We start from the raw sequence: 19,008 nt of genomic DNA on the forward strand, positions 1-19,008 counted from the left end.
GACATGGGACAGAAATTTCTTTTTATTGACCGCGATGGCACGCTGATTGCCGAGCCGCCGCAAGACTTCCAGGTTGATCGGTTAGATAAACTGGCGCTGGAGCCTGCCGTCATCCCTTCCCTGCTGAGTTTGCAGAAAGCCGGTTTCAAGCTGGTGATGATCACCAATCAAGACGGACTCGGTACGCCCAGTTTCCCGCAAGAGACGTTTGATCCACCGCACCAGTTGATGATGCAGATTTTTACTTCGCAGGGCATTACGTTTGATGAGGTGCTGATCTGTCCACATTTTCCTGCGGATAACTGCGCATGTCACAAACCCAAAACCGCGCTGGTGGATGCTTTTTTGCAACAAAACCCGATGGACAACGCCAACAGTTACGTGATTGGCGATCGCGAAACGGACGTGCAGTTGGCACAAAATATGGGGATCACCGGATTACGCTATCAACGTGATGGCCTTGACTGGCAGACCATCACCGACAAGCTCACCCAGCGTAATCGTCATGCGCTGGTGAACCGCGTGACCCGAGAAACGTCCATTAATGTGGAAGTGTGGCTGGATCAGGAAGGCGGCAGCAAGATCCACACTGGCGTCGGTTTCTTCGATCATATGCTCGACCAGATTGCCACCCACGGTGGATTCCGCATGAACATCGATGTGAAAGGCGATCTGTATATCGACGATCACCACACGGTGGAAGACACCGGCCTTGCGTTGGGCGAAGCGCTGAACAAGGCGTTGGGCGACAAGCGCGGTATCGGTCGTTTTGGCTTTGTGCTGCCGATGGATGAATGTCTGGCACGCTGCGCGCTGGATATTTCCGGGCGCCCCCATTTGGAATATAAAGCCGAATTTAACTACCAGCGCGTAGGCGATTTAAGCACAGAAATGGTCGAGCACTTCTTCCGCTCGCTTTCCTATGCCATGGGGTGCACGCTGCACTTAAGAACCAAAGGCCGTAACGATCACCATCGCGTAGAAAGCCTGTTCAAGGTATTTGGCCGCACGCTGCGCCAGGCCATTCGTGTGGAGGGTGATACCCTGCCCAGTTCGAAAGGGGTGTTGTGATGAATGTGGTGATTCTCGATACCGGTTGCGCCAATCTCGCCTCTGTCACCTACGCAGTGCGTCGCCTGGGCTATGACCCGGTGGTGAGCCGCGACGCCGAGGTGGTGCTACGCGCCGACAAACTGTTTCTGCCCGGCGTCGGCACGGCACAGGCCGCCATGGACCAACTTACCGCCCGTGATTTAATTCCGTTGATCAAAGCCTGCACCCAACCGGTGCTCGGTATTTGCCTCGGCATGCAACTGCTCGGCGCTGCCAGCGATGAGAATGGCGGGATTGATACGTTGAATATCATTCCGGTTGCGGTAAAAAAAATGCAGGACCGCGGCCTGCCGCTACCGCACATGGGCTGGAATCAGGTTACTCCGCAGGCCGGACACCGTCTGTTCCAAGGGATTGATGAAGGTGCTTACTTCTACTTTGTGCACGGCTATGCCATGCCGGTATGTGTCAACACCATCGCACAAGCAGAGTACGGTGAGGCCTTTACCGCCGCAGTACAGAAGGACAACTTCTACGGCGTGCAATTTCACCCAGAACGCTCTGGGGCCGCTGGCGCTCAGTTGCTGAAAAACTTTCTGGAGATGTAATCAGCATGATTATTCCCGCACTCGATCTTATCGACGGACAGGTGGTTCGTCTTCATCAGGGTGACTACGGTCAGCAACGCCAGTATGGCAGCGATCCCCTGCCTCGTTTGCAAGCCTATCAGCAACAAGGCGCTGAGGTGCTGCATCTGGTGGATTTGACCGGCGCAAAAGATCCGGCGGCACGCCAGATCCCACTACTGAAAACCCTGTTAGCAGGCGTTAATGTACCGGTACAGGTGGGTGGCGGTATCCGTACCGAGCAAGATGTCGTCGCGCTGCTAGACGCCGGGGCGACCCGCGTCGTAATTGGTTCGACGGCCGTGAAACAACCGGAGTTGGTACAGGCATGGTTTACCCGTTATGGCGCTGATGCACTGGTGCTGGCGCTGGATGTGCGCATTGATAACGCAGGCGTCAAACAGGTTGCCATCAGTGGCTGGCAGGAAAACTCCGGTGCCACGCTGGAGCACGTCATCGAACAATTTCAGCCATTTGGTCTGAAACATGTGCTGTGTACCGACATTTCCCGAGACGGTACGCTGAGCGGTTCCAACGTAGAGCTCTATCGTGCAGTATGCCAACGCTATCCGCAGATTGCCTTCCAGGCTTCTGGCGGCATTGGCGGGTTGCAGGATATCGCCAATCTGCGCGGCAGCGGTGTGCAAGGCGTGATCGTCGGGCGAGCACTGCTCGAAGAAAAATTCAATGTAACGGAGGCCATCACATGCTGGCAAAACGGATAATTCCCTGTCTTGACGTGCGTGACGGTCAGGTGGTTAAAGGGGTGCAGTTTCGCAACCACGAAATCATCGGCGATATCGTTCCGTTAGCACAGCGTTATGCGCAGGAAGGCGCAGACGAACTGGTCTTTTATGATATCACCGCCTCGTCAGACGGCCGTGTGGTCGATAAGAGCTGGGTATCCCGTGTGGCAGAAGTGATTGATATCCCCTTCTGCGTGGCCGGTGGCATCAAAAGCATCGAAGATGCCGGACAAATCCTCTCGTTCGGTGCCGATAAAATTTCAATCAACTCCCCGGCGCTGGCCGATCCTACCTTGATCACCCGCCTTGCCGATCGTTATGGCGTACAGTGCATCGTTGTCGGTATTGATACCTGGTATGACAGCGCTACCGGGCGTTATCATGTGAATCAGTATACCGGTGATGAAAGCCGCACCCGTGTTACCCAGTGGGAAACGCTGGATTGGGTGCAGGAAGTGCAACAACGTGGTGCCGGTGAAATTGTACTGAACATGATGAATCAGGATGGCGTGCGTAACGGTTACGATCTGGAACAGCTTAAGTTGGTGCGTGAACGTTGCCATGTTCCATTGATCGCCTCTGGCGGGGCCGGTACACCTGAGCACTTTTTGCAAGCCTTCGAGCAGGCTCAGGTGGACGGTGCGCTGGCTGCTTCAGTATTCCATAAGCAAATCATCAATATTGGCGAATTAAAGCAATACCTTAAGCAACAAGGTGTGGAGATCAGAGCGTGTTAAGCCAACAACAGAAGGCCCAACTTGATTGGGAAAAAACCGACGGGATGATCCCCGCCATCGTGCAACATGCGGTATCCGGTGAAGTGTTGATGCTGGGGTACATGAATCAGGCGGCGCTGGACACCACCGAGCAGAGCGGCAAGGTCACCTTTTATTCCCGCACCAAACAGCGGCTGTGGACCAAGGGCGAATCCTCCGGCCATTTCCTTAACGTCGTGAGCATTACGCCGGATTGTGACAATGACAGCCTGCTGGTGCTGGCAGACCCCATCGGTCCGACCTGCCACCAAGGCACCAGCAGCTGTTTTGCCCCGGCGCAGCATGAATGGTTGTTTTTGCATCAGTTAGAACAATTATTAGCGAGCCGCAAACAGGCAGACCCGGCCAGCTCTTATACCGCAAAACTGTATGCCAGCGGCACCAAACGCATTGCGCAAAAAGTTGGTGAAGAAGGGCTGGAGACAGCACTGGCCGCCACCGTACACGATACCGAAGAGCTGACTAACGAAGCGGCTGATCTTATGTATCACCTGCTGGTGCTGTTACAGGATCAAGAACTGGATCTGGCCACCATTATTGGCCGTCTCAAAGCTCGTCACGCCAAATAGCAGTATCACCACAAGGGAAGTTCCGGTCTGGCCCGGAATTTCCCTTTTGTTATCAGCAACACCCCCTACAGCGACGCGTGCGTCAGCAGCACCGATGACGGCAATGTGGTTCCCGGCAACGGTTGTACGCGCCGCACTTTAAAGGTATCCATCGCCAAAATCAGCTGTCTTGACTGATCCTCCAGCGAACGGGTTGCCATCGTCGCCTCTTCGACCAGCGATGCATTTTGCTGCGCAACCACCTCCATCTGTGTGACCGCGATATTAACCTGATCGATACCGTGGCTCTGTTCCTGGGATGCCTGCGCAATCTCTTTCATCAATGCATTGACGTTAATAATCTGGGTAGAAATGGCTGACATGGTTTCACTGGCCTGCGCCGTCAGGGTAGAGCCTTCGCTGACGCGCGTGTTGGAATCCACGATCAGGGCATGAATCTCTTTTGAGGCTTGTGCGCTAAGCTGCGCTAACGTTCTCACTTCATTAGCTACCACGGCAAAACCACGCCCTTGTTCACCCGCACGCGCGGCTTCAACGGCGGCGTTCAACGCCAGGATATTGGTTTGGAACGCAATGCCATCAATCACACCGAGAATGTTGCCAATACTATTGGCACTGGTCGCAATCTCCTGCATCTTCGCCATCACTTCCTGTACCACTTGATTACCCTGCTGCGCTGTTTGTGCCACATCTTCCGCCAACGTATGCCCCTGGCGCGCATTGTCTGCATTGTTGCGTACCGTTGCCGTCAATTGCTCCATGCTGGCCGCTGTTTCCTGCAACGACGCGGCAGATTCCTCGGTGCGACGCGATAAATCTTCATTGCCTTGCGCCAGTTCTCGGCTGCCCACATCTATCTGCTCACTGGCTTCCCGCACCCGCACTACGGAGTCTGATAACGACTGCTGCATATCTTGCAACGCGCGGTTTAATCGACCCAGTTCATTTTTCGCAGACGCAGGCAACGTTTGGGTTAAATCCCCCGAAGCGACAAATTCCAGGTGGTTGATGGCGCTCGTGAGCGGTTTGAGCAGCAGCGCGCGCAACATCAACCAGGACAGCACAATCAACACCACCACGGCAGCGCAGCACGCACCAATAAGCCACAGCATACGTATCCGACCTTCTGAAGCCTGCATAAGCTGATTGACTCCAGCCTGCTGGGCATAGTCGAAATAGGTTTTATTGGCGTTATCAAATACGGTCTCAAGCTGCTTGAGCTGGGTGACCTGATATTGATAATAACGCTCAATGTCGCGACCTTTTAACGCATCGAGCATCGGCAAGATGCCATTTTCGTAATAATTTTTATAGGCTTGAGCAATATCCTGAGCCAGTATTTCTCCCTGTCCGGTACCCTTGGTTGCTGTAAAAAAACGGTCTAAATCGGCTTTCGCGGCAATAGCATATTGCCCGGAACGGCCCGCCGCTGCCATGGCGTCATCCCACTGCTGCGTTTCCAATGCACGAATCGCAAAAGACGCGGCAACACGCACACGCTGCATGTTGGTGTTGCTGCTCGCCAGATTACCCAGTTCCACTCCCTGAATACGATTTAGCACCACCAAGGCATCGTAACTTTTATTGATAGCAAGGATTCCCGTGGCGCTTACCAGCAACAACAGTGCGGCCATCATCCCGAGTAATGTCAATAACCCTGTACGAATCGATATATTTTTCAACATGATACTCCCTTACAAAGTAAACCATAGATTTAATAAGGTTATCGGTTGACATTACGGGCAGGTTTATCGGCGCTTTGCGCTTTTGGCGCAAACTTCGCAATATTGGCAACGATTGCAAGATAGTTAAGTTTAGCGGCAATAAAAAAGGCACCCTTTAAGAGGTGCCTTTTGAAAAAGCTAGACATTACAGTCTATTGCAAGTAATACCACGGTATTCCGTACAAATTATCTCGGGGTATTAGCCATAAATATTTGCACGATCGCGCAGTTCTTTACCCGGTTTGAAGTGAGGAACGTATTTACCTTCCAGCTCCACCTTTTCACCGGTTTTCGGATTGCGCCCAACGCGTGGTGCACGGTAGTGAAGTGAAAAACTGCCGAACCCTCGGATCTCAATACGATCACCATCAGCCAGCGTTGCCGCCATCTGCTCGAGCATCTCTTTCACTGCATCCTCAACCACCTTGGCCGGGATATGAGATTGCTGTCCAGCAAGTCTTTCGATCAGTTCAGACTTGGTCATAATTCCTCCAAGTGCGTGGTTATATCAATATTGGATAGCCACGATTGACTTACTACCGTAACAGAATGAGCCAGCCGCATGGCCGACTCATCCCACCCTATTACTCGCCTTTAGCTGCTTTGAACGCTTCAGCCATTGCGCTGGAGAAGTTACCTTCTTCCTGTTTGTTGTTTACGGTAGCGATAGCGTCTTTCTCATCCGCTTCGTCTTTCGCACGTACAGACAGGCTTACAACACGGTTTTTACGATCAACACCGGTGTATTTGGCTTCAACTTCATAACCAACGTTCAGAACCAGCGTAGCGTCTTCTACACGGTCACGCGAGGCTTCAGAAGCACGCAGGTAACCTTCAACGCCATCGGCTAATTCAACTGTAGCACCTTTTGCGTCAACAGCAGTGACTTTACCCGTTACGATCGCACCTTTTTTGTTCAGTGACAGATAGTTATTGAACGGGTCTTCAGCCAGTTGTTTAACGCCCAGGGAGATGCGCTCACGCTCTGCGTCAACTTGCAGAACAACAGCGGCGATTTCATCACCTTTCTTGTATTCGCGAACGGCTTCTTCGCCAGCCACGTTCCAAGAGATGTCAGACAGGTGTACCAGACCGTCGATACCACCATCCAGACCGATGAAGATACCGAAGTCAGTGATAGACTTGATCTTACCTTCTACGCGGTCACCCTTGTTGTGGGTTTCAGCGAACAGCTGCCACGGGTTGGATTTGCATTGTTTCAGGCCCAGGGAGATACGACGACGTTCTTCGTCGATATCCAGAACCATAACTTCAACCACATCACCCACGTTAACCACTTTGGACGGATGGATGTTTTTGTTAGTCCAATCCATTTCGGATACGTGTACCAGACCTTCAACGCCTTCTTCGATTTCTACGAAGCAGCCGTAATCAGTCAGGTTGGTTACACGACCGGTCAGACGGGTGTTTTCCGGGTAGCGCTTAGCGATAGCAACCCACGGATCCTCGCCCAGCTGTTTCAGGCCCAGAGACACACGAGTACGTTCGCGGTCGAACTTCAGCACTTTTACAGTGATCTCATCGCCAACATTGACGATTTCGCTCGGATGCTTAACGCGTTTCCACGCCATATCAGTGATATGCAGCAGACCATCAACGCCACCCAGGTCAACGAATGCACCGTAGTCAGTGAGGTTCTTAACGATACCTTTAACTTCCATGCCTTCTTGCAGGTTTTCCAGCAGTTGATCGCGCTCAGCGCTGTTCTCGGATTCGATAACGGCACGGCGGGAAACGACAACGTTGTTGCGTTTCTGATCCAGCTTGATCACTTTAAACTCAAGCTCTTTGCCTTCCAGGTGCAGCGTATCGCGAACCGGGCGAACGTCAACCAGAGAACCCGGCAGGAACGCACGGATGCCGTTCAGTTCAACCGTGAAGCCGCCTTTCACTTTACCGTTGATAACACCGGTAACGGTCGCAGCTTCTTCGTAGGCTTTTTCCAGCATCAGCCAGGCTTCGTGGCGTTTCGCTTTCTCACGAGACAGCAGGGTCTCGCCGAAACCGTCTTCTACCGAGTCCAGGGCAACGTCAATTTCGTCACCCACCTGGATTTCGAGTTCGCCTTGTGCGTTTTTGAATTGCTCTACCGGAATGGCAGATTCAGATTTCAGACCGGCGTCAACCAGTACGACATCTTTATCAATAGCAACGACAACGCCGCGAACGATGGAACCCGGACGAGTTTCGATTTCTTTCAGCGATTCTTCAAAGAGTTGAGCAAAAGATTCAGTCATGTTGTTAATCTTAAGGGTTTCAATTTAACGTCCATCTGGCATCCTGCTTGATGGGGTTGTTTCACATGCCCTGCTGTTATCCTTACAACAAGGTTAAAAAAACAATGCTATACCGCGCCTCAATCAACCCTGTGATTGAGCAAGGATTTCACGCGCATAAGTGAGCGATTTCGCAATAACATCATCGATAGACATATCGGTCGAATCCAACACCAGCGCATCTGCAGCAGGGACTAGCGGTGCTACCGAACGATTCCGATCGCGCGCATCCCGTTCTTTTATCTCGGACAAAAGACGTTCAAAGTTAACATTAAAGCCTTTTTCCTGCAACTGTAGCATGCGTCGTTGTGCGCGTTCTTCCACGCTGGCATCCAAAAAAATCTTCACTGGCGCATCGGGGAACACCACGGTTCCCATATCGCGGCCGTCCGCCACCAGTCCCGGCGCATCACGAAATGCGCGCTGACGGCGCAATAAGGCTTCTCTCACACTCGGAAAAGCGGCTGCCTGCGAGGCAGTATTACCGACCGTTTCATTACGAATTTCGTTACTGACGTCCTCGCCTTCCAGAATCACTTTCAGTTGCCCGTCTTCAGCAACGAAGCGTACATCAAGGTGCGACGCCAGCGGCACTAACGCTTCTTCCGAACCGATATCAACCTGATGATGCAAGGCAGCCAACGCGAGTACGCGATAAATCGCGCCCGAGTCCAACAAATTCCACTGCAATGCTTCTGCCAACGCCTTGCACAGCGTTCCCTTGCCTGCGCCACTCGGCCCATCAACCGTAATTACCGGTGCCGTTACCGCCATCTCTTTCTCCTATTACTCGGGTCAACCGCGAGGTCTGTTACGACTTACGGTGCCTCATTATACGCGCCAACGAGCAAAACCGTTAATCTAACACCCGGAGAAAGATAAAATTTCAGAAGATGCCTTGCAAAACAGAGGGCGGACTCATGCCCGCCCTACAGGAAAAGCGCACCACTGTCCGGTTATTAACCGTGGCTTAGACGCGCCAACTGCTGAAAATAGTCCGGAAAGGTTTTTGCCGTGCATTTGGGGTCGAGAATGGTCACCGGCGTATCCGATAATGCCACCAGTGAGAAACACATCGCCATACGGTGATCGTTGTAGGTGCCGATCTCGGCAAAACGTAACTGCGGGGCAGGTGTAATGCGAATATAATCGTTACCCTCTTCCACCGTGGCACCGACTTTACGCAGTTCCGTTGCCATGGCCGCAAGACGGTCAGTCTCTTTTACCCGCCAATTGTAGATATTACGCAGCGTTGTGGTGCCCCCCTCGGCAAACAGTGCTGCCGTGGCAATGGTCATGGCCGCATCGGGAATATGATTCATGTCCATATCAATGGCGTGCAACTCAGCGCGCTGACACTCGATATAGTCATCGCCCCAGCGGATGATGGCCCCCATTTTTTCCAGCACGTCAGCAAACCGGATATCACCCTGTACGCTGTTACGCCCCACGCCCGTGACACGGACCGTACCGCCTTTGATAGCCGCCGCCGCCAGAAAATAGGACGCGGAGGAGGCATCCCCTTCCACCAGATACTCGCCCGGCGCACGGTATTGCTGGTTGCCCTGTACGCTGAAGTGCTGGTAATGCTCATTATGCACCTCGACGCCGAAATCTTTCATCATGCGCAGCGTGATATCGATATAGGGTTTGGACACCAGATCGCCTTTGATACTGATGCGGGTGTCTTTGCTCGCCAATGGCGCTGTCATCAGCAACGCGGTCAGGAACTGGCTGGAGACGCTACCATCCACGGCAATCTCACCGCCCTGGAAGCCACCGTGCAGGCGCAATGGCGGATAGTTGGTCTGTTCAAGGTAATCGATGGTCGCGCCGCCTTGGCGTAGCGCATCCACCAGGTGACCGATCGGTCGCTCTTTCATACGCGGCTCGCCGGTCAAGACAATATCGCCCTGCGTCAAGCACAGCGCGGCGGCCAGTGGGCGCATCGCCGTGCCCGCATTGCCGAGAAACAGTTCTAACGGTTGCGACGCGGTGAACGGCCCACCGATACCGGTGACGTCGCACTCGGTGCGGCTGGGCGAAAGCTGATATTGCACGCCTAACGCCTGTAACGCATCCAGCATATGGCGAACGTCATCGCTATCGAGCAGATTTTTCAAACGCGTCGTCCCCGTTGCCAATGCGGCCAGCAACAACGCACGGTTAGAGACACTTTTCGAACCGGGAAGGTTAATCACACCATCGATCAGGGAAATAGGCTGTAGGGTAAGGGATTCCTGCATGTAACTCTTAACTCCGGTCATCAACATAAGAAACCCCGGTGCAAACCGGGGCTTACTGGAAACAGGTTACCGCTTTGCGGGCAGCGGCAACGATACAACCTGCAACGTCGCGGACAAACCACGACGTCACTCGCTGCGGTATTAGCCGTGGCGACGTTCAAAATCGGCCATAAAGGCGGTCAGCGCCTGCACGCCTTCCAGCGGCATTGCGTTGTACAGTGACGCACGCATTCCGCCCACCACGCGGTGGCCTTTCAGCGCATGCAACCCCGCCGCTTTGGACTCTTCCAGGAACAGCTTATCCAGCGCGTCGTCACCGAGCAGGAACGGCACGTTCATGCGCGAGCGGTTGGCGGCCAGCACGTCGTTACGGTAGAAATCGCTGCTATCGATAGCGCCGTAGAGGTGATCCGCTTTCTCACGATTGCGTTTTTCCATCTCCACCAGGCCACCATGTTCTTTCAGCCATTTGAACACCATGCCAGAAAGGTACCAGGCAAAGGTCGGCGGTGTGTTGTACATAGAGTCATTATCCGCCAGGATTTTGTAATCCAGTACCGACGGCAGCACGCTGCGGGATTTACCCAGCAGGTCCTCGCGCACAATCACCAACGTCAGCCCTGCTGGGCCAATGTTTTTCTGCGCACCGGCATAAATCACGCCGAAACGGCTGACATCGATCGGACAGGACAGGATGCTGGAGGAGAAGTCAGCGACCACAACCTTGTCGCCAAAATCAGGGGTTTCCTCAATGGCCAGACCGTCGATGGTTTCATTCGGGCAGTAGTGCACAAAAGCCGCATCGTCAGACAGTGCCCAATCACGCATCGGTTTGGCCGCGCGCAGGCCGTCAATGCGGGTTTTCACGTCGATAACGTTCGGTTTGCAATATTTCTCCGCTTCGTTGATCGCACTGTGCGCCCAATAGCCGCCGTCGATATAGTCCGCTTTGGCGCTGTCACCCAGCAGGTTCAGCGGTACGGCAGCGAACTGCGCGCGGGCACCGCCTTGGCAAAACAGCACTTTGTAGTTGGAGGGGATCTTTAACAGATCGCGCAGATCCTGTTCGGCTTCCGCCGCCACCTGCATAAACTCTTTACTGCGGTGGCTGATTTCCATTACGGAGGTTCCCAGCCCACGCCAGTTACATAACTCTTGCTCGGCACGACGCAGCACTTCAACCGGCAGCATGGCTGGACCGGCGCTAAAATTGAAAACTTGTGTCATTTCCCCTCACCACGTATTTAGTACGACTATTTTTAACGTTTTGTCTGTTTTACAGCGATAATTATGATTCTTTGCAACAACCACGTTGGCTTTTTGCAGCCGCCATCATGGTTTTTTGCAGCAACCGTCATCATTTGTTTTTATCACTGGCTCCTTCTCGCTGCAATCCTTATTACGCTTTCCCGTATAAAACCCGCACGGCGACAGCGTGGAGTTGTCCATGAAAAATCCGTATGATGCACATCCCATAAAAGAGAAAAGTGACAATCATGAGCCAAACGTTCATCCCAGGCAAAGACGCCGCCCTGGAAGACTCCATCGCCCGTTTTCAACAGCAACTCCGTGACCTGGGGTTCAACATCGAAGAAGCCTCCTGGCTCAATCCGGTGCCTAACGTCTGGTCCGTGCATATTCGCGACAAAGATTGCCCACTGTGCTTTACCAACGGCAAAGGCGCCAGTAAGAAAGCCGCCCTGGCCTCAGCCTTAGGTGAATATTTTGAGCGTCTTTCCACCAACTACTTCTTTGCCGATTTCTATCTCGGCAAGTCAATCGCAAACGGCGATTTTGTACACTACCCGAACGAGCAGTGGTTCCCAATGCCGGATGATGACAGCCTGCCGCCAGGGATTCTGGATGATCACCTGCGCGCCTTTTACGATCCTGACAACGAATTGAGCGCCAGCATGTTGGTGGATTTGCAATCCGGCAACGATGAACGCGGCATCTGCGCCCTGCCGTTTACCCGTCAATCCGATGACACCACGGTCTACATCCCGATGAATATCATCGGCAACCTCTACGTCTCCAACGGTATGTCCGCCGGCAACACCGCCAATGAAGCGCGTGTACAGGGGTTGTCTGAGGTGTTCGAACGCCACATCAAAAACCGCATTATTGCCGAAACCATCAGCCTGCCGACCATCCCAGACAGCGTGTTACAGCGTTATCCCGGCGTAGTGGAAGCCATCGCCACGCTGGAAAAAGAAGGGTTCCCGATCCTTGCCTATGACGCGTCGCTGGGCGGTAATTACCCGGTGATCTGCGTGGTGCTGTTTAACCCCAGCAATGGCACCTGCTTCGCCTCCTTTGGTTCGCACCCGGATTTCGGCGTCGCGCTGGAGCGTACCGTCACCGAACTGCTGCAAGGACGCGGGTTGAAAGATCTTGATGTCTTTACCCCACCCAGTTTCGATAATGACGATGTGGCGGATCATGCCAATCTGGAAACCCACTTTATCGATTCCAGCGGTTTGATCTCGTGGGATTTGTTTAAAACCGACGCAGATTATCCCTTTGTCGACTGGAGCTTTACAGGCAGCACCGAGCAGGAATTTGCTACCTTGATGGCCATTTTCCACAAAGAGCACAAAGAGGTGTACATCGCCGATTACGAGCACCTGTCTGTATATGCATGCCGCATTATCGTGCCGGGGATGTCCGACATTTATCCGGCAGACGATCTGCTGCTGGCAAACAACAATATGGGTGTTCATCTACGCGAGACGATCCTCTCTCTGCCCGGCAGTCAGTGGGAAAAGCAGGCCTATCTCGATCTGATTGCTCAGTTGGATGATGAAGGTTTTGATGACTTCACCCGCGTGCGCGAATTGCTGGGGCTGGCAACCGGCAAGGATAACGGCTGGCTCACGCTGCGCATCGGTGAATTGAAAGCCATGCTGGCGCTGGCAGGCGGCGATCTGGAACAGGCCTTAATCTGGGCAGAATGGACGCAGGATTTCAACGGCTCCGTTTTCAGTCCGTCACGCAGCAACTACTACCGCTGTTTGCAGACACTGTTGACGCTGGCATTGGATGAAGCGCGTGAACCATCGCAGTATTACGATGCGTTTGTGAAAATGTACGGCAGTGATACCGTCGAAGCAGCAAGTGCGGCTATTGCCGGTGAGCAGTGTTTCTACGGACTGTTTGACGTCGACGACACCTTCACCACATTGCCCGCGCACCAATCGCTGCTGGCAGCTTACGAGAAACTGCAAGCGGCGAAGCGTCGTTTCTGGGGCTAATGCCGTATCGCCCAACCTCCCCGGTTAACGCCGGGGAGCATTCAGACTGCTGGACCTCGAACAACAACCTTCCTTTTGTCGATCATTTTTCCAGCAATACGCCAGATTTTACCTTCCGCTTATCTTATATCTGCACAATCCGAATAATTCGGCATTTCACAAAAAATGAAGAATAATGTACTTATTGTTATTAAACGGTGAATTTTTAATTAATTTGCAGCAACCCATAACACCGAAATGATACAAAAACGCATATCATTTAACTCTTTTTCACGGTATTCTACCCCCTACATTCAACTCTTTTTATAATTTTTAAAATATTTTTTATTTATTAATTTCAATTATTTATACTGACTTTGGTGCGGATCGCCAGGGGGTTTCACCCCACTAAATTTTCACGATATGATCCAAGTCAAATTTTGCTTTATACTGCTTTGTTAGTATTCCCTCGCGGATAAATCTTGGAGAACGTTAGTGTGAAAGCTGACAACCCCTTTACACTTTTACTACCGGCAGCCATGGCGAAAGTCGCTGAAGATGCTGGTGTCTATAAAGCTACGAAACAACCCCTGACCACGTTTTTTTTGGCGATTACTGCTGGTGTTTTTATTTCTATCGCCTTCGTTTTTTACATCACAGCCACAACCGGTTCCGCGTCTATGCCTTACGGCATGGCTAAACTGATTGGTGGGATCTGCTTCTCACTTGGCCTGATGCTGGTTGTTGTCTGCGGCGCTGACCTGTTTACCTCAACGGTATTAACAGTGATTGCCAAGGCAAGCGGTCGCATCACCTGGAAACAGCTGGCCTGCAACTGGTGTAACGTCTATGTGGGCAACCTGTTCGGCGCGCTGTTTTTTGTCGCCCTGATCTGGTTTGCCGGTGAGCACATGGTCGCCAACGGTGCATGGGGCTTGAACGTCCTGCAAACCGCAGAACACAAAGTGGAACACACTTTTGTTGAAGCGTTTTGCCTCGGTGTGCTGGCTAACCTGATGGTTTGTCTGGCGGTATGGATGAGCTACTCTGGCCGGACACTTGCAGGTCGGTCCGAAATCTGAACCGATCAAAGGCGATGTGCTGGACTTTGACGTGGTAATGGACCGTATGGACCACTTCATGGATTGGCTGGCCAAGCAGTATGTCACTGCATTGAACATCATCCACTACATGCACGACAAATACAGCTACGAAGCATCGCTGATGGCGCTGCACGATCGTGACGTGTTCCGTACGATGGCATGTGGTATCGCCGGTCTGTCCGTTGCCGCTGACTCCCTGTCTGCTATCAAATACGCGAAAGTTAAACCGGTTCGTGACGCAGATGGCCTGGCTATCGACTTCGACATCGAAGGCGAATACCCGCAGTTCGGTAACAACGACCCGCGCGTTGATGACCTGGCTTGTGACCTGGTAGAACGTTTCATGAAGAAAATTCAGAAACTGACCACCTATCGTGGCGCTACCCCGACGCAGTCTGTTCTGACCATCACCTCTAACGTGGTATATGGTAAGAAAACCGGTAACACACCGGATGGCCGTCGCGCTGGTGCACCGTTCGGACCGGGTGCTAACCCGATGCACGGCCGTGACCAGAAAGGTGCTGTTGCCTCTCTGACCTCCGTTGCCAAACTGCCGTTCGCCTATGCGAAAGACGGTATCTCTTACACCTTCTCCATCGTACCTAACGCATTGGGTAAAGATGATGACGTGCGTAAGACCAACCTGGCAGGCCTGATGGACGGTTACTTCCACCACGAATCCAGCATCGAAGGTGGTCAACACCTGAACGTGAACGTGATGAACCGCGAAATGCTGTTGGATGCGATGGAACACCCGGAAAAATATCCGCAGTTGACCATCCGTGTTTCTGGTTATGCCGTGCGTTTCAACTCGCTGACCAAAGAACAGCAGCAAGACGTGATTACCCGTACTTTCACTCAGTCAATGTAATTTCCCTGACTGCCTGAAAAGGCGTAAAATAAAGGCTCCACCCCGGTGGGGCCTTTTTCTCACCCCCGCACTGATAACCTGTTTTGCCAGCCCGCTCCTGCACTGCGGCGGGCTGGCAAAACAGATTCAACACGATACCGGCGAGACGGTTTACCGTTCGTTTATTACACGTCCTACATGACGTCGGCGCACCGTTGCATTTCCCCGTTCGTGTTAACACCGGCTGCTATTGAACGGCCACATTTGGAGAAACACTTGCAATGTCACTGATCGGTCGCATTCACTCCTATGAATCCTGCGGAACCGTTGATGGTCCCTGTATTCGTTTCATAGTTTTCTTTCAGGGATGCCTGATGCGCTGCCTGTATTGCCATAACCGCGATACTTGGGATACCCACGGCGGCAAGGAGATCGTGGTTGAGGATCTGATGAAAGAAGTGGTGACCTATCGCCACTTTATGAATGCCTCGGGCGGTGGTGTTACCGCATCGGGCGGTGAAGCCATTCTTCAGGCTGAATTTGTGCGTGACTGGTTTCGCGCGTGTCAGGCAGAGGGTATCAATACCTGCCTCGACACCAATGGTTTCGTACGTCGTTACGATCCGGTGATTGATGAACTGTTGGATGTGACCGATCTGGTGATGCTGGATTTGAAACAGATGGACGACAGTATTCACCAGAATCTGGTGGGCGTTTCCAATCACCGCACGCTGGAATTTGCCCGCTATTTAGCCAAGCGCAATCAGCGCACCTGGATTCGCTACGTGGTGGTGCCGGGATGGTCCGACAGTGACGCCTCGGCGCACCTGCTGGGTGAGTTCACCAAAGACATGACCAACATCGAGAAAATCGAATTGCTGCCCTACCATGAGCTGGGCAAGCATAAATGGGTCGCTATGGGGGAAGAGTATAAGCTGGATGGTGTAAAACCGCCGAAAGCCGATACCATGAATCGCGTGCAGTCCATACTGCAAAGTTACGGGCATAAAGTCATTTACTGATGTGATGCGCACCCAAACGATGATCGAATGGGAGCGCTTCATATCCTGCCTGGCTTGTTACAGCAGATTTCCAGCAACCTTCACTTTTACCTGAACGGCATTGCCCGGCAAATAGGCGAGTGGTACTTCAAGAAATTCGATGAGCGCTATACTTTCGCGTTCTGCTCCCGCCGCCTCGGCCAACGCAATCGCCTCTTTTTGCAAGGCATCACGCACGCTAGCGCGATCGCACTCGGCCATCGCCACCACCCTATCAATTTGTCCACTAACCTGCCCCAGCGCCACACCGATGGCATTGGCCGCAGCAAAATTTGCAGGCACGTTTACCTGACTGATGCCTTTTAGCCTATCAGGTAGCAGAATACTGCCTCCCCCCACTACGATCGCGGGCACTAACGCCACGGACGTCTTCATTCGGTCAATAGCTTCCTCAACCCTGGCAATCATGGCGTGGTAAACGCGTTGGCAGAATGAAGCATCCAGCGTGTGATGCGCCGAGGGCGGCGGCCCCGGCCACCGTCCCGGCTCACAGTTGATCAGCACGTCGCTCAAGGTTAGCCGATCGCCACCAAAACTCATGGCCTGTTGTAACAAGTGATAACCGACGCTGTCCGGGCCAATCAGCACCTCACCTTCTCGGGTTTCGCGCACCAGTGAGCCACCACCAATACCGATGGAGAGGATATCTGGCATGCGAAATTGGGTACGTATGCCACCGATATTCACCGCGAGAGAGGACTCCCGAGGAAAACCCTTGGTCAAAACACCGATATCGGTTGTCGTACCGCCCACATCAATAACCAGCGCCTCTTTCAGCCCCGATAAATGACCTGCACCGCGCAGCGAGTTGGTGGGTCCGCAGGCCATCGTCAGGATGGGATGGCGTTTGGCGGCTTCTGCCGACAACAAGGTTCCATCATTTTGGCTAAAATAATGCGCAACCGAGATACCATGGTGCCCTAAGGCATTAATGAAGCCATTCACAAAACGTTCCGCCGTTGTATGCAGCGCCGCGTTCAGGACAGTCGCATTTTCGCGTTCTAACAACCCAATGTTGCCTATACGGTGCGACAGCGACAACACGACACCAGGTAGCCTCTCACTCACCCATTGCGCGACCTGATGTTCCTGTGCCGCATTGATCGATGCAAACACACCACAAATTGCGATGCAATCGACCTGTCCGCGCATCCTGTCGCAGGCAGCGATCACCTCTTGGTAAATGAGAGGGTGGATCTCTCGCCCATCAATCTCATACCCACCGTGCAGCTGATAGAGATGATCCCCCACAAGCGCTCTCCATGCGGCATCCCATCCCGACAAGGGAGGGATACCATCGCTACTGGGCAGGCTAAGCCGCAGCAAGCCAACGCGATTCAATCCCTGACGTGATACCACCGCGTTGGTGCACTGCGTGGTGCCAAGCATGGCGTAGCGGATGTGGTCTGGTGCTAACCCCGAAAGGGCCATCACCTGTGCAATGGCTGACAGTATCCCGCCATATACATCCTCGCTCGTCGGGGCCTTCGCGATAGCGACACAGTGCAGATCGCCATCTAAAATAGCCGCATCGGTATGTGTTCCACCCACATCAACACCGAGGCGATAGTGATTTTTTAACGCCATCATGTCGCCTTACCGATTCACCAACTGTTCAATAGCCACATAGTCAACGGGATAACCAAAATATCTGGGACCAGCGACAGCCACCCCTTTCGTACTGCGCCACTTGGCGTGACAGGGGGACGCCACCACGTCAACGCGCTGCCCATAACGAAGGTTTTCGGTTACGATCGGGCGACCCGTTTCACTGTCAATAATCGAGATCAGATCGGGCACCACCGCCAGCAGATTCTCCTGTGTGGGTTCAAGAGTGGCAGATGAACGGTATGCCAGCAGAAACTCATTCTGAAATAAGACGGTAGCCTGTTCCCCCTTATCATTGCACCACCCCTTGATAAGCACGTGACCACGCGCAAAACCGCCTGTGGTCTGGCGCTTAACGTCTATGATCTTTCCGGAGGCGATAACATGGCCGTTGAGTGCTTCAGTGATGGCATGAATCGGATTACTGCCCGACTGCCACGCCAGCTGTAATGTTTTTCCAATGTGTTGGGCCAGGGTGAGGGTACCGGGAAGAGCGCTTTTTTTTAACACCCGCCCGATTAATGGGTAGTCGCACATCGCCGCTGCTGCACCCATTTGTTCCGTGATAGCACGGGCAAAACGTTCGGACCAGAGGCCATCAATCGGGTATAAAACCAGGGTGTTACCTTTTTCATCCGCAAGGGTATTTGGCCCTGAAGGAAGATCGTCAAGGTAGAAGCTAACCATTTGTACTTCAGGGAACGCGCGACCTACACCATCACAATCCACCACAGGGATCTGCTTTTGGGCGGCTACGATAAACGGAATTAAGGAATTCACCCCACCTATCTCAATAGGGAATGTCCCTGCAATTCGTTTTTTTAATGCAGAAGACATTGTATCAATAGTGAGTAAAAACTGATTGGGCGTCATGATTTTTTCCATAATCACGGTTGTCGCGCCAACCATACTACAGGGCACAAATATCTCATCATCATCCACGTTAGAGAGGGGGGTGATCATCACCGGTCCAAATAGCGTTAATGCGTGTTTCACCATCTGTGTACCAATGAAAGGATCACCGCCTCCACCTGTACCTAATACTGATGCACCCAATGCTATATCATCGATCATTTGCTCATCGACGTATTCAAACATTACACATCCCTATAGATT

General features: G+C 52.8%; 15 protein-coding genes and 2 pseudogenes. 9 read left to right on the forward strand and 8 right to left on the reverse strand.

Annotation, left to right across the window (positions count from 1 at the left end):
- Positions 1-3 precede the first annotated feature (3 nt).
- From hisB to hisIE, 5 genes are read left to right on the forward strand one after another with little or no spacing between them, the layout of a single operon-like run.
- The gene (hisB, locus tag K6K13_RS12260) at positions 4-1,071 is read left to right on the forward strand and encodes a bifunctional histidinol-phosphatase/imidazoleglycerol-phosphate dehydratase HisB (RefSeq protein WP_222157292.1); all 1,068 of its coding nucleotides are present in this window, start codon (positions 4-6) and stop codon (positions 1,069-1,071) included.
- Positions 1,071-1,661 (forward strand): imidazole glycerol phosphate synthase subunit HisH, encoded by a 591-nt coding sequence (gene hisH, locus K6K13_RS12265; protein ID WP_222157293.1) that lies wholly within the window; start codon positions 1,071-1,073, stop codon positions 1,659-1,661. Before hisB ends, hisH begins: the two co-directional genes overlap by 1 nt.
- Positions 1,662-1,666: 5 nt before the next feature.
- The gene (hisA, locus tag K6K13_RS12270; protein WP_222157294.1) at positions 1,667-2,404 is read left to right on the forward strand and encodes a 1-(5-phosphoribosyl)-5-[(5-phosphoribosylamino)methylideneamino]imidazole-4-carboxamide isomerase; all 738 of its coding nucleotides are present in this window, start codon (positions 1,667-1,669) and stop codon (positions 2,402-2,404) included.
- Positions 2,386-3,162, forward strand: a complete 777-nt coding sequence (hisF, locus tag K6K13_RS12275; protein WP_222157295.1) for an imidazole glycerol phosphate synthase subunit HisF — start codon at positions 2,386-2,388, stop codon at positions 3,160-3,162. Before hisA ends, hisF begins: the two co-directional genes overlap by 19 nt.
- Positions 3,156-3,770, forward strand: coding sequence for a bifunctional phosphoribosyl-AMP cyclohydrolase/phosphoribosyl-ATP diphosphatase HisIE (hisIE, locus tag K6K13_RS12280; RefSeq protein ID WP_222157296.1), 615 nt, complete (start codon positions 3,156-3,158; stop codon positions 3,768-3,770). The genes hisF and hisIE overlap by 7 nt, the downstream gene beginning before the upstream one ends.
- Positions 3,771-3,835: 65 nt before the next feature.
- Here hisIE and K6K13_RS12285 read toward each other — a convergent pair whose 3' ends face one another.
- The 6 genes from K6K13_RS12285 to serC all read right to left on the reverse strand — a co-directional run bounded on the left by K6K13_RS12285 (position 3,836) and on the right by serC (position 11,264).
- The gene (locus K6K13_RS12285; protein WP_222157297.1) at positions 3,836-5,455 is read right to left on the reverse strand and encodes a methyl-accepting chemotaxis protein; all 1,620 of its coding nucleotides are present in this window, start codon (positions 5,453-5,455) and stop codon (positions 3,836-3,838) included.
- A 238-nt stretch (positions 5,456-5,693) separates the two neighbouring features.
- Positions 5,694-5,978, reverse strand: coding sequence for an integration host factor subunit beta (gene ihfB / locus K6K13_RS12290; protein WP_195312909.1), 285 nt, complete (start codon positions 5,976-5,978; stop codon positions 5,694-5,696).
- A gap of 100 nt (positions 5,979-6,078) precedes the next feature.
- Positions 6,079-7,752: a 30S ribosomal protein S1 gene (rpsA, locus tag K6K13_RS12295; protein ID WP_222157298.1), complete on the reverse strand. Its 1,674-nt coding sequence runs from the start codon at positions 7,750-7,752 to the stop codon at positions 6,079-6,081.
- A 123-nt stretch (positions 7,753-7,875) separates the two neighbouring features.
- On the reverse strand, positions 7,876-8,565 hold the full coding sequence (gene cmk, locus K6K13_RS12300; protein WP_222157299.1) for a (d)CMP kinase: 690 nt from the start codon (positions 8,563-8,565) through the stop codon (positions 7,876-7,878).
- A gap of 185 nt (positions 8,566-8,750) precedes the next feature.
- Positions 8,751-10,037 carry a 3-phosphoshikimate 1-carboxyvinyltransferase gene (gene aroA, locus K6K13_RS12305; RefSeq protein WP_222157300.1) on the reverse strand — a complete coding sequence of 429 codons (1,287 nt, stop codon included), beginning with the start codon at positions 10,035-10,037 and terminating at the stop codon, positions 8,751-8,753.
- A 141-nt stretch (positions 10,038-10,178) separates the two neighbouring features.
- Complete coding sequence (gene serC, locus K6K13_RS12310; RefSeq protein WP_222157301.1) at positions 10,179-11,264, reverse strand: 3-phosphoserine/phosphohydroxythreonine transaminase; 1,086 nt, start codon at positions 11,262-11,264, stop codon at positions 10,179-10,181.
- A 269-nt stretch (positions 11,265-11,533) separates the two neighbouring features.
- On the opposite strand from serC, the gene ycaO reads away from it, so the two are divergent.
- The 4 genes and pseudogenes from ycaO (at position 11,534) to pflA (ending at position 16,245) form a co-directional block, all read left to right on the forward strand.
- Positions 11,534-13,291 (forward strand): 30S ribosomal protein S12 methylthiotransferase accessory factor YcaO, encoded by a 1,758-nt coding sequence (gene ycaO, locus K6K13_RS12315; protein ID WP_222157302.1) that lies wholly within the window; start codon positions 11,534-11,536, stop codon positions 13,289-13,291.
- 476 nt (positions 13,292-13,767) lie between these two features.
- Positions 13,768-14,340: pseudogene (locus tag K6K13_RS12320) on the forward strand (formate/nitrite transporter family protein); the annotation flags it as partial.
- Positions 14,330-15,244: pseudogene (locus K6K13_RS12325) on the forward strand (pyruvate formate lyase family protein); the annotation flags it as partial. The pseudogenes K6K13_RS12320 and K6K13_RS12325, both read left to right, overlap by 11 nt.
- A 260-nt stretch (positions 15,245-15,504) precedes the next feature.
- Entirely contained in the window at positions 15,505-16,245 is a 741-nt protein-coding gene (gene pflA / locus K6K13_RS12330; RefSeq protein WP_222157305.1) for a pyruvate formate lyase 1-activating protein, read from the forward strand.
- Positions 16,246-16,302: 57 nt separating this feature from the next.
- Here the strand turns inward: pflA and K6K13_RS12335 are convergent, their stop codons facing one another.
- Both K6K13_RS12335 and K6K13_RS12340 read right to left on the reverse strand, forming a co-directional pair.
- The gene (locus K6K13_RS12335) at positions 16,303-17,874 is read right to left on the reverse strand and encodes a hydantoinase/oxoprolinase family protein (protein WP_252120269.1); all 1,572 of its coding nucleotides are present in this window, start codon (positions 17,872-17,874) and stop codon (positions 16,303-16,305) included.
- A 6-nt stretch (positions 17,875-17,880) separates the two neighbouring features.
- Positions 17,881-18,990, reverse strand: a complete 1,110-nt coding sequence (locus K6K13_RS12340; RefSeq protein ID WP_222157306.1) for an S-methyl thiohydantoin desulfurase family protein — start codon at positions 18,988-18,990, stop codon at positions 17,881-17,883.
- Between the last annotated feature and the right edge of the window lie 18 nt (positions 18,991-19,008).

This window comes from Symbiopectobacterium purcellii, from assembly GCF_019797845.1.
Taxonomy (GTDB): domain Bacteria; phylum Pseudomonadota; class Gammaproteobacteria; order Enterobacterales; family Enterobacteriaceae; genus Symbiopectobacterium; species Symbiopectobacterium purcellii.